The organism is Ruania rhizosphaerae (genome assembly GCF_009805705.1).
GTDB lineage: Bacteria > Actinomycetota > Actinomycetes > Actinomycetales > Beutenbergiaceae > Ruania > Ruania rhizosphaerae.
Window position 1 is genome coordinate 100,117 of sequence record NZ_VSMB01000007.1, and the last position, 12,371, is coordinate 112,487.

Here is a 12,371-nt window from a genome sequence, read left to right on the forward strand (position 1 = left end):
GGCAGTCATGGCCACGCTCACCGTGCACGAGCACCCGCCCGGTTCGCCGGACCTGTCCGCGACCTTCGTCCTGAGCCGCACCCCGGCCCCGGCCGACCGCCTGACCGATCTGGTCACCTCGGCCACCCTGGCCCTGACAGCACAGCTGGGATCCGACCCGGATGCGGCCGGGCACACGGCACAGACCGTCAGGTCCGTCCAGCTCGAGCTGCTCGGCGACGGCGAAGAGATCCTCGCCGAGCAGCTCACCACCGATCCATTCGGGCTGGTCGCCCTCAGCGTCACCCTCACCGGGGCCGACGCCGTGGCGACGATGGAGTCCGTGCTCGCCGGCGCGCCAACCCTGCGCCTGCGAGCACGCGTCGAAGCCAACCCTGGCGACCCGGCACCGCCCGTCCCGCCCCTGACGGCGCACCTCGCCCTGGTGTGGGACACGCTCAGCGGGCAGGGCTTGGCCGAGTTCCGCTACGACGACCTGCTGGCCGCCGTCTCGGCCCTGCGGGAGGCGGGAGCGATCAGTGGCGGCGGTGACGAGGACTGGTTGGTGGTCGAGACCCTGCTGCTCGCCGCACGCTGGGTGCTGGAGCTCACCGATGACGGCGGCTGGCGGCTCGCCGCCACCAGACCACCGGAGATGACGGTCACCAAGGCGCTGCCCGTCTCGCGCGCAGGCAACCCGCGCGGGCAGGGACAAGCCGGATCTGGGACCGGCCCGGAGACTGGGTCGGGCGCAATCCGACCGCCGAATGAGGGGAACGCATCTGCGACCCAGGTACTCACTCGACCCCTGACCGAGCTGGTCGCCGAGGCCGGCGGACCGGACGCCGTCGCGCATGTCGTGGTGATGGACCGCGGTCAGCTTCGCCCGCTGGCTCCGGTGCGCCGCACGCGTGGAACGCGTGGTCCGGGGCTCGCAGCCACGATGAAGATCGCTGCGTTCTCGCAGGGGGACAACCAGGTGAGCGCGCAGAGCATCACCGCCGCGCTGCGTCCGACTGCCGCCGCTCGCCCGTCGGTGTCGGCGATCTCGGCCGTGGCTGTGCGCCCCGAACTGACTCTCGCCCCGCTCGGCCTGGCCGAGGTGACGCCCACTCGCCGCCCGGGACCCGACGTCGGCAGTGGTCAGTCCGTCGAGAACGGGGATTGGTGGAAGGACCGGTGGGACCTCGGCACGCGCTGGTATGCCCCCCGGCACCGACTCGCGATGCCGGCGGTGGTCGCTGACCCGGCCCAGAGCCCGTTCCGGTTCGAGATCACCTCCGAACCTGGGCACGGGCTCGACGGCCGGCCCGCGATCGCCGCCACGGTCACCGTCGAACTCGAGCGCGGTCCGTCCGCGGAGGCATCCGAGACCACCGACGAGCTCGAGCTGGTGCCCGAGGCCGAGACGACCTACCGGCTCTCGGTGCCCTTCCTGGACGAGGAAGGCCGCGCACGGCAGGAGTTGTTCACTGCGGAATCGGCGTCGTCGATCCCCGAGGGTGTGCGGCTGACGTTCCGGCTGCGGGACACGTGGGCACGCCTGGCCTACGGCGCCCTGAGTACCCCCGGCTTTCAAGCCGACCCGCCGCAGATCGTGGCCACCACCACCTTCGGAGGCTGGCGTCGCACCCCGCAGGTGACGCTCACGGCGGCCGCTCTCGCCGGGCTGCCGAAGATCGCGAGTCTGGCGAAGAAGCGCTCGGCTCGCGCGAGAAGTCGAAACCTACCCGCTGCTCTTCCTACTCTGCACACTCTCGCCGGCGCGACCCTGCGGCCACCACTGCAACTGCGCGAGGACATGAGCATCATGCCCGTCCGCGAGGTCTGGGAGCAGATGGTCACGATCGACCGGCTCGACCTTGTCGTCCCCTGCGCCACCTACGGCGACGTCTACCGCTCCGCGGTGGACAGGGAGTCCACCGCTATCGGTTGCCAGCCGGCGATGCAGCTCGGGCAGATCGAGTACACAACCTACGAACCGGTCGAGGTCGCCGCCGCCGAAGGGTGGGCTCAGGTACTGCGCTCGCTGCGCACACCTGGCACGTTCCTGATCGTCCCGGATCGCTACACCGTCGGCTGGAGCGAACCGGACGCACCCCGCCCCTACACCCCACAGCTGCTCGTGCAGTCCACGATCGACATCGACAACCCCACCCAGATGCGATGCATCGTCGCGATCGGCCTCCAGGGCGACGTCCCACGCTACGTCCGGGCCCGGATCCTCGCTGAACTGCGCGATCTGCACCCCGAGCCGAGGCTGGAGCGCCCCGAGGACACCCACTACGCCCCGGATCTGACCCTGGTCGCGCCCGGCAGCGTGAGCGTCGACTGGGCGGCCACCTCCACCGGCTTCGACATCGTCTGCGAAACCGACATCGCCGGGCTGATGGCCCTCAAGGCGCTGCTGGACCGCGACGGCCTGCGTGGCAACGCCACCTGGCCGCTCCCCGGGAATGTGCGCGCCCGGGCGGACGTGATCGTCTCGACGGCGACCATCGCCGGCCCCTACGAGGCAGGGCCCGTGAACGTGAGACCGGACCGAGGATCCCAGCACCTCACCAATGCGGTGGCCGTTCCGGTCGCGGTGACCGGGCTGGAACGGGACGGCACCCCCGTGACTGCCGTGGACGCCGTCGTGGATCCGGGCCAGGAACTGACCGTGGCGAGCGAGGACTCCGACCCTGGGCTGCTCCCTGTCTACTCCCTCTCCTCCGCGGGGCAGCCGATCGAGGAGGTGCGCGCCTACATCGAGGACCTCGAGCTCGGCCTGGTCTTCGTGGCCACGGCCAAACCCTCGACGGCGGAGCTCACCGGCCTCGAGATCACCTCCCGCTTCGACGGGCGAGAGCTGGCACCGGTCACCCTCACCGACTCCGCCCGGCAGGCGGAGGTGCGCCTGCACCTGCCGTTGACCAGCTACGTCGCGGACCCCGAGATCAGCTTCGAGATCCACCGCATCACCGACGAGGGCCGCATGACCGGACCCACGCAGACCTGGAAGGTGCGCACCCAGGGTGCTCTCGTCCCGGTCGACCCGGCACACAACTAGAGAAGGGAACCATCATGTCCGGATACTCCGTGCACATCGGCCTCAACTACGTCGACCCGAACGCCTACGGCGGCTGGGACGGCGAGCTCGCCGGGTGCATCAACGACGCGACCGCGATGGAACAGATCGCGCTCTCCCACGGCTACCAGACCTCCTCGTTGATCGACTCCCAGGCCACCAGCCAGGCGATCATCGGCGAACTGGGGCGGCTGGCCCGCACCGCCCAGCCGGGCGACATGTGCCTGGTCACCTACGCCGGCCACGGCGCACAGATGCCCGATACGACCGGCGACGAAGACGACGGCCAGGACGAGACCTGGGTGGCGTGGGACCGGCAGATCGTCGACGACGAGCTGCACCAGATGTACTCCCAGTTCAGCCCGGGCGTGCGGGTGCTCGTGATCAGCGACTCCTGCCATTCCGGCACCGTGGCGCGGATGATGGCCGCTCCCGAGCAGTCCCGGCAGCTGCGGCTGGTAGAACAGTGGCAGCCGCGTGCCAAGACCCGGCGGATGCCGATGGACGTGCAGATGCGCGACTACGAGGCGCGTCGCGGGACCTATGAGTTCGTGAAGAACCTCTCCGGTCCCAGCGAGAGCCGGTCCATGGCAGCCGAGCTGATCCTCATCAGCGGATGCCAGGACAACCAGGTCTCCGCCGACGGGGATGTGAACGGGCTGTTCACCGAAAAGCTGCTGCAGGTCTACGCCGATGGTGGCTTCAGCGGGGACTACCCGACGTTCCATCGCCGGATCGTCGATCTGATGCCTCCGGACCAGACGCCGAACTACTTCCTGCTCGGAGCCTCGGCCGGCTACCAGGCTCAGGAGCCGTTCACCGTGACGACGCCCACTGGCGGGGGCGGCGGTGGCGGCGCTGGGGGAGGCACTGGCGGAGGAGGCGGTGCGGGTGGGGGCAGCGCCGGCGGTGGAGGTAGTGGAACCACGACGCGGCCGACCGTGCGGTTGTGGTCGCGCGGGGAGGATGTGACCTACCTGCAGCAACGGCTGGATGCGCTCGGCCACTCGGTCGCCGTGGACGGGATCTTCGGCTACGGCACCCAGAACGCGGTGCGTGAGTTCCAGCAGGCACAGGGCCTGACCGCGGACGGTGTGGTCGGTCCAGCGACGTGGGCGGCGCTGGAGGGTCAGCCGTCGCAGCCGGGTGGGCCTGCTCAACCCGGCGGACCGTCACAGCCTGGCGGGCCTGCTCAGCCAGGTGGACCCACGCAACCCGGTGGGCCGGGCCAGCCGTCCCAGCCCAGTGGCGGGCAACCGCAGTCACGCCCCACGCTCCGCTACGGAGACAAGGGTGAGCACGTGGTCTACCTGCAGGAGCGGCTCATCGCCTGGGGTCAGAACATGACGGCCGACGGCCATTTCGGGCCGCGCACCCAGTCGGCGGTACGCAGCTTCCAGAGCAGCAACGGGCTGACTGCGGACGGCGTGGTCGGTCCGGCGACCTGGGCGGAGCTGGGGTAGGTCAGGTACGCCAGCGGATCGGCCGAGCCCGGCACAGGCGAGTTGCGATCGTGCCGTGCCCTCAGAAGTTCCGCAAAGACCGGGGGACTGGGGAAGGCCCGGCGACCCTGACCGCAGGCCCGAAACTGCGATCAGGGTTGCCGGGCGCTGTCGTGGTCGCGCGCCGTCGTTGCTCGCAGGCGAGGCACGGCTTTGGACCGACCTCCGCGAGGGGCACGACGGTGGGACGGGTGCTCGGTCTTCGAGGCGGCGCCCGGCTACGCGTCGTGCGCTGTGCGGGAGCCGCGCCGGGAGCGGAGCGGCACGTCCTGGTAGCCGCCATCGGCGAGTCCGGCCTGTCGCTCGAAGAAGCACCGTGCCGCCCTGTCCCCGGTGCGGATCCACGACCACGCCATCGCCAGGCCGTACAGCGGTAGGAACAGCAGGCCCAGGCAGTAGGCCCACTGGCGGCTGTGGATCTCTTCGTGCCGTAGCACCCGGGGGTGCCGCTGTTGCAGACGACCGATGGTGGAGCGAGTGATCACGACGTCGCCGACGGTGAAGGCGCCGCCGGTCGGGAACGGCCACCGATAGCCTTCGGCGAGGGTCAGGAGCATGGGCCCGGGACGCCGTCGAGTTCCTCCGGCCCGGGCCACGGCCAAGCCGAGTGGTGTGGAGAGGTTGATCCAGTTCAACACGTGCCGCAGGCGCACTGCCGGGGGTGCGGAACTGAACCGGACGGTCGCCATGGACCCGAGCGTAGCCTCGCGCGCGGCCGGCGTGCGTGGAAGAATGGCGGCATGAGTAACCAGCTTGGTCAAGCGGGTGCGGGGCGGGCGTTGACGCGCTTCTTCATCGGGTTCGCCATGATCGAGGGCGCGATCCTCGTGGCCATTCTGCTCGCCATGGTGTTCGAGGTCATCACGAACGACCAGATGGTGATGGCGATGGTGGCCGTGGTGCTGATCGGTGGACTGGTGCTGTCGTTCCGGCTGATGAGCCTGGCTCGTGAGCAACGCAACCGAGCGGCGCGGGCTCGTCCGGGAATCGTCGGCCAGGGCGCCCACCTCACCGGTCATCAGTCCGAAGTCAGCGACTCCGACCGCTCTGGGATCAACAAGCTCGGCGATTCGGACCCGATGTCGAAGTACCGGGACCCCAACTCCTGACCGCCCGTCTCGAGGACCCACCACCCCAGGGGCCTAGTGTTCGGCCCCCGAACTGCTCAGGCGCCGAATACTAGGCCCCTGGAGCCGCGGTGGTTCGGCCGAGTGGTGGGTCGGTGTCGCCTTATCCACAACCCCCGCCGAGGCAGGACGCCGGTGGCAGGGCCCGAGGCCACGGTTGGTGGCATGCGCGAGCCTGAACTGGGCATCTACTCCCGTGCCGATCTGATCGCACGCGGACTCACCGATAAGGAGATCCGACGTCGGTGCACGTCCGGGCGGCTACGCCAGATAGCCCGCGGTTGGTACGCGACAGCCGATGCCGACGCAGCCGCAGTGGCTGCCCTGGCGAAGGGTGGGCGGCTGACCTGCGTCTCGGCGGCCCGTGTGCGCGGGTTGTGGGTACCGGATGTGCGCGAGACTCATGCGTACGCGCGGCGTGGGCACGAGCTGCGCAGCATGGTTCCTCATGGACCGTACATCGACGCCTGGCCAGAGCCGGACCCGGTGGCCACGTTGCCGCTCGCCCTCACCCATGCGGCTCGCTGCCTCAGCTCGGAATACACGGCTGTGCTGGTCGAGTCAGCACTCGCGAAAGAAGCGCTAACGCCGGCCGCGGTGCGGGAAATCCTGTGCGGCTTGCCGGGCCGGACACGCCGCGACCTCGGGGTGATCTCACGGCGTTCGCAGTCGGGGTCGGAGACGAGACTGGCGCGCTGGTTTCGCTCGCGGGGAGTCCGCGTGCAGCAACAGGTGCAGATTCCCGGGGTCGGCTGGGTGGACATGCTGGTGGGCGAACGGTGGATCATCGAGGCCGACAGTGCCGCGCACCACACATCCCGCCGTGACTACGAGAATGACCGGGCCAGGGACCTGATGGCTGATCGCCTCGGGTACGTCACAACCCGGCTGAGCTTTGTGCAGATCTGGGTGTTGTGGGAGCAAACGACGGCGTCCCTCGCCAGTCGCCTGGCTACCGGGGAGCACCGCCGGCTGCCAATGGCCGGAAGAGCCGGATGAAATCGACGGGAATACTGCCACGTGTTGGCTATATCGTCCTCGTTGGCAGTATTACCGTCGATTTCGTCCGCCCCGACGCTCGCCCAGGGTGGAGAAGGCGCCCGCGGCCACCGCGAGGTAGCCGATCGTCAGGCAGATGGCGCCCAGACCGGGGCGGTCGGGCAGCGCCACCTCGACCACGGCGTGTGTGTTCCACACCGCACCGGCGAGTGCCGCGACGCCCGCGACCACCCCAACCGCGCTGCGGCGGTCGGCGAAGAAGAACAGACCGGCGAGGACCAGGGCACCGGCCACCGCATACCCGGCTACCGTGCCGACCTCCGCGGGCGGGTTGCCCGACCACGCGCTGTACCCCAGATATCCGCCCGCGGCTAGGTAGGCGAGTCCCGCCACCACCCGGAGCAGCTTGGCCCGCAGTGGCAGTAGCACGCTCAACGCGGTCACGGCGATCAGCACGAGCAGGTGCCCCTCGCCCAGGTAGTACTCCGGACTCACCTGCGCTTGCAAATCCTGGGGAACCAGATCGCCGACGCTGCGGATCTGCACCAACGGGTCCGCGGAGCCCGACTCCACGTTCCCCCACCCGAAGACGGCGGCACCCGCCCACACGAGCACCAGCCCGCCCCAGACCAGCAGCAGCACACGCATCTTCATCAGTACAACCTCCTGTGCCAATTCTCCCATCGAATCCCCACCATCTGGTGGCGCAGGAGATGGGGCCCTGATCGGTGGCGCTACAGATCGGTGGCGTTACAGCGCAGTGGCGAGTTCGGCCGGTCGGCGGAACTCCTGCGGGCTCACACCGAAGTGCCGTTTGAACGCGCTGCTGAACGAGAACGCCGTTGCGTACCCGACCTGACGGGCTACGGCAGTGAGGGTGTGCTCACTGCCGCGGAGGAGATCAGCGGCCAGGGTGAGCCGCCATCCGGTGAGGTAGGTCATCGGGGGCTCGCCGACCAGTTCGGTGAACCGCCTCGCCAGAGTCGCGCGTGAGACACCGACGGTGCGTGCCAGGGCGTCGATCGTCCACGAGTGTGCGGGATTCGCCTGGAGAGCTCGGATCGCGGGACCCACCACGGGATCGACGGTGGCTGCCCACCACTGCGGAGCGTCCGAGCTCGGGTCGGAGAGCCACGCGCGCAGCGTCTGCACCAGGACCAGGTCGACGATCCGGTCCAGCACGAGCTGCTGCCCGAGCGCCTCCTTGTCAACCTCCGTATGCAGCATCGACATCAGGGCAGGATCCCCGTCGGAGGCCGGGATGCGCACGACGCGGGGCAGTGCGCCCAGCAGCCGCGGCGTCACCTGACCGCGCAGGTCGTAGCAGGCGACGACGAATGCTGTCTCACCTGGGAAGTCGTTGCCGCATGTGCGCACGCCGAGCAGCATCTGGTTGATGATCGAGGCGCCGGAGGCGTCCCTGCAGATCTCGTCGGTGCCGACGAAGACATCCGCGGCGCGCCCCGGGATGTCGGAGAGCGTGTAGGGATCGGGCCCCTTGACCAGCGCCACATCGCCGGGCGTGAGTTCGAGCGGATCCGCGCCGTCGAAAGTCAGGTACGCCTGGCCCCGAGCCACGGCCACCAGGGCAAGTGGCGCCTCGTCAGCGACGCGGATCGACCAGGGATGCGTCAGCAGGCAGCGCAGCACATAGGTGTCACGGGTGCGGGGTCCGTCGAGCAGGGCTGACAGCGCGTCCATCCTCCGACGATAGACGATCGCGTATGTTCTTGACCCTCTCGACGATGGATCGTCTCGGTGCGGGCCGGTGAGATGGACCCATGACCACAACACTGAGCACTCCAGCCCCCATCCTCGTCACCGGCGCCAACGGTAAGACCGGGCGCCGTGTCACCGACCGCCTGACCGACGCCGGGCACGCCGTCCGGCGTGCCTCCCGCTCGGGCGACCACCCCTTCGACTGGACCGACCCCGCGACCTGGACGGCCGCCGTCGATGGGGTGGGTGCCGCCTACCTGACCTACCAACCTGACCTTGCGCTACCCGGCGCACGGGACGCCGTCACGGGTGTGGCGGCGGCCCTTGCCGGACAGGGGGTCCAGCGGGTGGTGCTCCTCTCCGGACGCGGCGAGGCGCTTGCGCAGGACTGCGAGCGCGCCTTCCTCGAGCTGATCCCGACCGGCACTGTGGTGCGGTGCGCCTTCTTCGATCAGAACTTCACCGAGGGCCCGTTCGCCGGTGCGGTGATCGACGGGATGCTGGCGCTTCCCGGCGCGGCCGAGATCACCGAGCCGTTCCTCGACGCCGACGACATCGCGGATGTGGTGGTGGCAGCACTGCTGGCGGAGGGCGTCGAGCACGAGGGGCGGGTGCTTGAGCTCACTGGACCCCGTTCCGTATCGCTCGCGGAGACCGCCGAGATCCTCGGCCAGGCTGCCGGGCACCCGGTGATCTACCAGCAGGTGAGCGCAGCCGACTTCGCCGCCCATGCACAGGCGGCCGGCCTCCCGGCCGAGGAAGCCCACGGGTTGGCGGAGCTGTTCGTGGGGCTGCTCGACGGTCATAACAGTGCCACGACCACCACTGTGGCCGACGTGCTCGGGCACCCCGCCCGATCGCTCGAGGACTTCGCATCCGCGGCCGCAGCGGCCGGGGCGTGGCGTCGCCCGTGAGCCAGCCGATACTCGTGAATCAGCCCATGTCGTCCATACCCTCGATCATCTCGCCCTCGGGGGACACGACGTACCAGACGTCGTTGACGCCCTGACCGGTGGTGTCGCCGGGGGCGGAATCCTGCACCCAGTAGTACAGCGGCCAGTCGTTGTAGGTCGCCTGCACGGTGCCGTCGGAGCGTTCGATGCTGCCGAGCAGGGCAGCGTCCACACCGTCACCCGCCTCCGGTTCGCCTTCCAGTGCCGGCCAGTTCTCGATGCACTCGCCCTCACAGTTGCTCACACCCGGTTCGTCGTTGGTGAACAGGTAGAGCGTCATACCCTCGCCGTCGACCAGGATCGTGCCGAGGTCGGTTTCAGCGGTGGCGACAGTCCCTGCCATCATGTCGCCGTCGTCCATGTCCTCTTCGGACATGTCGTCGGTCTCCTCATCGGTCATGTCCTCGTCAGCCATATCCTCGGCCGTGGTCTCATCCTCGGCCGGGTCGGTCCCGCCCTCATCGGCGCACCCTGCCAGAAGCAGACCCGCGCCCATCAGGGTCGCCGTCAGGGCCAGTCGTGTCCGTCGCATCGTCGTCTCCGTTCCTCGTGGCCGGCCGAAGTGCCGGATACCAGTAGTACGAGCGGCGCGCCCCGCAGAGATTGCCCGGAGTCCCACCCAATCCCTCCCGCCTGCCCAGCCGTATGGTGAGGTATGGACGCCATCTCCCGAGCCGATCGGGCGGACGACGCCGCCCTCCTGGCAGGGCTGGCGCTGGACGATCCGAGCGTCTCGGCGGCGTTCGTGCGACGGTTCCAGCGGGCGGTGTACGGCATGGCGGTGAGCATCACCAGGGATCCTGCGCTCGCGGAAGACGTGAGCCAGGAGGTCTTCTTGCGTGCCTGGGGCGCGGCCGGCGGCTACGACCCACGACGCGCCTCGGTACTGACCTGGATCCTCACGATCGCCCGCAATGCGGCCATCGACGCGGTTCGCGCCCGCCGCAGTACCCCCACCGACGACGGCATCCTGCACCAGTTGCTGCACGAGACCACCAGCACCGCACCCGACCTGGAGGAGACCGCGATGCACCGGATCGAGGCCGATCGTGCGGTGCGCAGGTTGCACCATCTCTCGCCGGAGCAGGCGCGCGCGGTCGTGCTGGCCGTGCTCGCCGGTTGCACGGCGGCCGAGGTCAGCCAGGTCGAGAACATCCCGCTCGGTACCGCCAAGACGCGCATCCGCGACGGTTTACGCCGGCTGCGCCGCGAGGTCCAGGAAGGAGGTCGAGCATGAACCCCGACGGCGGCACCCACCCTGACGACGACCGGCACTCTGGCCCAGGGGGCCCGCCCGGCGACTGGCACCCCGATGAGGACCAGCTGCTCGAGGTGGCGCTCGACCACGCCGACTCCGATCTCCGTGCGCGGGTCAGTGCTCACCTTCCGCACTGTGGTGTGTGTCGTCGCGAGTACGACGAACATGCGGACGTGATCGAACAGCTCCTGCCCGCCGTGCCCCGGCACTCGCCCTCTCCGGAGTTCGAGGCGCGCGTCCTGGCACGGTTGCGCGACGATCCGGCGACCGAGCCGGAGCCGGAGCCGGGGGAGGTGACCACTGCTGATGGTGACCGCATCGCTCGAGGGTGGGGGCGCCGTCGGGCGCTGCTGGCCGTGGCGGCGGCGTGGGTGCTGGGTCTGGTGCTCGGGGGCGCCATGGTGCAGTTCCTTGAGCAGGACGCGCCACCTGCTGTGACCGTCGCGAGCGCTCCGCTGATGACCTCCGACGGCGACCGGATCGGGCAGGTCGCGCGGAGCGACAGCTCCGACGGCCCGATGCTGGTGATTGAGGTGGCGCAGGGCCCGCCTGGGATGGTCTATACGTGCATGGTCGAGTATGCCGACGGCAGCACAGCTGAGATGGGGCAGTGGTCGGTGCAGGCGGACGGTCCGAACAGGTGGATCGTGGCCGATGACGGCGTCATGGCGGTCGAGCTGGTGGGCGAGTCCGGGTACGTGTGGTCCAGTGCCCGCTTCTGAGCGGCGGGGCCAGATTCGCACGGATCGAGGCAATCCCTGCGCACCTCTCGTGCGTATCACCAGGTATGGACATCACCGTGGACCGCCCTCGTGCCCTGGCCCTCGTGGTGGGAGTACTGCTCCTGCTGGTCGGATGCAGTTCGGGTACGGACCCGGGCGAGTCAGATGCGGGACCTGAGCCCGAGCCGGACGGCACCACCCTGGTGATCTCCGATTTCACCTATCAGGTGCCTGAGGGCCTCAGCGCCGGTGAGACGATCACGGTCCGCAATGAGGACTCGGTCGGGCACACGGTCACCTCCGACGAGGAGGGCATCTTCGACGTGTCCGTCGGGCCGGGTGAGGAAGTCGCCTTCACCGTGCCCGACGCGGCGGGGGAGTACCCGTTCCACTGCACCCCGCACCCGAACATGACCGCCACGCTGACGGTGGAGTCCTGATGTCCCGGGCGCCGGAGATCGGACTCCGGGTGCTGGTGGTGGCCGGCCTCGCGGTGGACGCCGTCGTTCACTACCGGCTGGCTGAGCAGATGGGGATCGCCGCCCCGGGTGGGATCGGCGGCGACACCCTGTTCCGGGTGCAGGCCACAGCGGCCGTGCTGGCTGGGGTGTTCCTGCTGGTCAGGGGGTCACGCCTCGCCTATGCGCTCGCCGGGCTGGTGGCGCTCTCGGCGCTCGGCGCGGTGCTGCTGTACAGCGTGGTGAACGTGCCGGCTCTCGGCCCAGTGCCCTCGATGTATGACCCGTTCTGGTACCCGGAGAAGACGCTCAGCGCGGTCGCCGAAGGGGTTGCGGTGCTGGGCTCGATCGTCGGGCTGCGGGTGGCGCGTCGGAGGCGGCACATGCCGACCGGCCAGTGACGGGCAGTGGGCCCCCCGGGGCTCGAACCCGGAACCTACGGATTAAAAGTCCGCAGCTCTGCCAATTGAGCTAGAGGCCCGTGCCGCGAGGAGCGGCGGCGTCTAGCCTACGCCAGCGTGGTGCGCTCTCGGGTATCGGGCACCGACCTACCGGGCACCGACCGTCCGGGCGCCGCGCCGGCA

The 12,371-nt window shown here is 69.6% G+C and carries 13 protein-coding genes and 1 tRNA gene; 9 read left to right on the plus strand and 5 right to left on the minus strand.

Annotated elements, in window-relative coordinates:
• The first annotated feature begins 7 nt into the window (after positions 1-7).
• Both FV560_RS11405 and FV560_RS20130 read left to right on the plus strand, forming a co-directional pair.
• Positions 8-3,031 (plus strand): hypothetical protein, encoded by a 3,024-nt coding sequence (locus FV560_RS11405; RefSeq protein ID WP_159621662.1) that lies wholly within the window; start codon positions 8-10, stop codon positions 3,029-3,031.
• Positions 3,032-3,045: 14 nt separating this feature from the next.
• Positions 3,046-4,512, plus strand: a complete 1,467-nt coding sequence (locus tag FV560_RS20130) for a peptidoglycan-binding protein (RefSeq protein WP_200837631.1) — start codon at positions 3,046-3,048, stop codon at positions 4,510-4,512.
• A 257-nt stretch (positions 4,513-4,769) separates the two neighbouring features.
• Here FV560_RS20130 and FV560_RS11420 read toward each other — a convergent pair whose 3' ends face one another.
• On the minus strand, positions 4,770-5,240 hold the full coding sequence (locus tag FV560_RS11420; RefSeq protein WP_159621663.1) for a hypothetical protein: 471 nt from the start codon (positions 5,238-5,240) through the stop codon (positions 4,770-4,772).
• Between the two features lie 51 nt (positions 5,241-5,291).
• Between FV560_RS11420 and FV560_RS11425 the strand changes: the two genes are divergently transcribed.
• The gene (locus tag FV560_RS11425; protein ID WP_159621664.1) at positions 5,292-5,660 is read left to right on the plus strand and encodes a hypothetical protein; all 369 of its coding nucleotides are present in this window, start codon (positions 5,292-5,294) and stop codon (positions 5,658-5,660) included.
• A gap of 183 nt (positions 5,661-5,843) precedes the next feature.
• Positions 5,844-6,677: a type IV toxin-antitoxin system AbiEi family antitoxin domain-containing protein gene (locus tag FV560_RS11430; RefSeq protein WP_159621665.1), complete on the plus strand. Its 834-nt coding sequence runs from the start codon at positions 5,844-5,846 to the stop codon at positions 6,675-6,677.
• 51 nt (positions 6,678-6,728) lie between these two features.
• Here the strand turns inward: FV560_RS11430 and FV560_RS11435 are convergent, their stop codons facing one another.
• Together FV560_RS11435 and FV560_RS11440 are read right to left on the minus strand one after the other, a co-directional pair.
• Entirely contained in the window at positions 6,729-7,331 is a 603-nt protein-coding gene (locus FV560_RS11435) for a hypothetical protein (protein WP_159621666.1), read from the minus strand.
• A gap of 96 nt (positions 7,332-7,427) precedes the next feature.
• On the minus strand, positions 7,428-8,378 hold the full coding sequence (locus FV560_RS11440) for an AraC family transcriptional regulator (RefSeq protein ID WP_159621667.1): 951 nt from the start codon (positions 8,376-8,378) through the stop codon (positions 7,428-7,430).
• Positions 8,379-8,458: 80 nt separating this feature from the next.
• Between FV560_RS11440 and FV560_RS11445 the strand changes: the two genes are divergently transcribed.
• Entirely contained in the window at positions 8,459-9,310 is an 852-nt protein-coding gene (locus FV560_RS11445) for a Rossmann-fold NAD(P)-binding domain-containing protein (RefSeq protein WP_159621668.1), read from the plus strand.
• A gap of 19 nt (positions 9,311-9,329) precedes the next feature.
• On the opposite strand, the gene FV560_RS11450 is transcribed toward FV560_RS11445, so the two are convergent.
• Entirely contained in the window at positions 9,330-9,881 is a 552-nt protein-coding gene (locus FV560_RS11450; RefSeq protein WP_159621669.1) for a COG4315 family predicted lipoprotein, read from the minus strand.
• Between the two features lie 123 nt (positions 9,882-10,004).
• Between FV560_RS11450 and FV560_RS11455 the strand changes: the two genes are divergently transcribed.
• The 4 genes from FV560_RS11455 to FV560_RS11470 all read left to right on the plus strand — a co-directional run bounded on the left by FV560_RS11455 (position 10,005) and on the right by FV560_RS11470 (position 12,188).
• On the plus strand, positions 10,005-10,586 hold the full coding sequence (locus FV560_RS11455) for an RNA polymerase sigma factor (RefSeq protein WP_159621670.1): 582 nt from the start codon (positions 10,005-10,007) through the stop codon (positions 10,584-10,586).
• On the plus strand, positions 10,583-11,329 hold the full coding sequence (locus FV560_RS11460) for an anti-sigma factor domain-containing protein (RefSeq protein ID WP_159621671.1): 747 nt from the start codon (positions 10,583-10,585) through the stop codon (positions 11,327-11,329). Before FV560_RS11455 ends, FV560_RS11460 begins: the two co-directional genes overlap by 4 nt.
• 77 nt (positions 11,330-11,406) lie before the next feature.
• A complete protein-coding gene (locus FV560_RS11465) occupies positions 11,407-11,769 on the plus strand; it encodes a cupredoxin domain-containing protein (protein ID WP_159621672.1) in 363 nt (120 codons plus the stop codon).
• Positions 11,769-12,188 (plus strand): hypothetical protein, encoded by a 420-nt coding sequence (locus FV560_RS11470; RefSeq protein WP_159621673.1) that lies wholly within the window; start codon positions 11,769-11,771, stop codon positions 12,186-12,188. Before FV560_RS11465 ends, FV560_RS11470 begins: the two co-directional genes overlap by 1 nt.
• Before the next feature lie 7 nt (positions 12,189-12,195).
• Here FV560_RS11470 and FV560_RS11475 read toward each other — a convergent pair.
• A tRNA-Lys gene (locus FV560_RS11475) sits at positions 12,196-12,268 on the minus strand.
• Positions 12,269-12,371 lie beyond the last annotated feature (103 nt).

Coding starts and splice junctions, on each gene's coding strand:
- FV560_RS11450 (WP_159621669.1), bottom strand. CDS start 9,881: ATGCGACGGACACGACTGGCCCTGACGGCGACCCTGATGGGCGCGGGT.
- FV560_RS11455 (WP_159621670.1), top strand. CDS start 10,005: ATGGACGCCATCTCCCGAGCCGATCGGGCGGACGACGCCGCCCTCCTG.
- FV560_RS11430 (WP_159621665.1), top strand. CDS start 5,844: ATGCGCGAGCCTGAACTGGGCATCTACTCCCGTGCCGATCTGATCGCA.
- FV560_RS20130 (WP_200837631.1), top strand. CDS start 3,046: ATGTCCGGATACTCCGTGCACATCGGCCTCAACTACGTCGACCCGAAC.
- FV560_RS11420 (WP_159621663.1), bottom strand. CDS start 5,240: ATGGCGACCGTCCGGTTCAGTTCCGCACCCCCGGCAGTGCGCCTGCGG.
- FV560_RS11445 (WP_159621668.1), top strand. CDS start 8,459: ATGACCACAACACTGAGCACTCCAGCCCCCATCCTCGTCACCGGCGCC.
- FV560_RS11425 (WP_159621664.1), top strand. CDS start 5,292: ATGAGTAACCAGCTTGGTCAAGCGGGTGCGGGGCGGGCGTTGACGCGC.
- FV560_RS11405 (WP_159621662.1), top strand. CDS start 8: ATGGCCACGCTCACCGTGCACGAGCACCCGCCCGGTTCGCCGGACCTG.
- FV560_RS11470 (WP_159621673.1), top strand. CDS start 11,769: ATGTCCCGGGCGCCGGAGATCGGACTCCGGGTGCTGGTGGTGGCCGGC.
- FV560_RS11460 (WP_159621671.1), top strand. CDS start 10,583: ATGAACCCCGACGGCGGCACCCACCCTGACGACGACCGGCACTCTGGC.
- FV560_RS11440 (WP_159621667.1), bottom strand. CDS start 8,378: ATGGACGCGCTGTCAGCCCTGCTCGACGGACCCCGCACCCGTGACACC.
- FV560_RS11435 (WP_159621666.1), bottom strand. CDS start 7,331: ATGAAGATGCGTGTGCTGCTGCTGGTCTGGGGCGGGCTGGTGCTCGTG.